Consider the following 211-nt stretch of genomic DNA (forward strand, 5'->3'; position numbering starts at 1 on the left):
CGATGCGGGCAGTCAAAAATGCCTTCAAAATATCGATATCAGCCCAGTGTTCCTGCAAATCGTTCCGGCCATCGCTCACGTTGAAAAACCTCCGTCAGGAAGTCGATGAACACTCTTGTCTTGGAGGGCAACAGGGTGCGGTTTGCATAATAGATCGAAATCGGGCCTGCGTCGGCATACCATGCCGGGATCAATCGGATCAGCTCACCGC

Annotated in this window: 1 pseudogene; it reads right to left on the reverse strand. The window is 52.6% G+C overall.

The features are described 5' to 3' along the window. Positions 1-38 precede the first annotated feature (38 nt). Positions 39-211: pseudogene (locus AF337_RS40225) on the reverse strand (LysR family transcriptional regulator); the annotation flags it as partial.

It is taken from the genome of Rhizobium ecuadorense (assembly GCF_001187535.1).
GTDB lineage: Bacteria > Pseudomonadota > Alphaproteobacteria > Rhizobiales > Rhizobiaceae > Rhizobium > Rhizobium ecuadorense.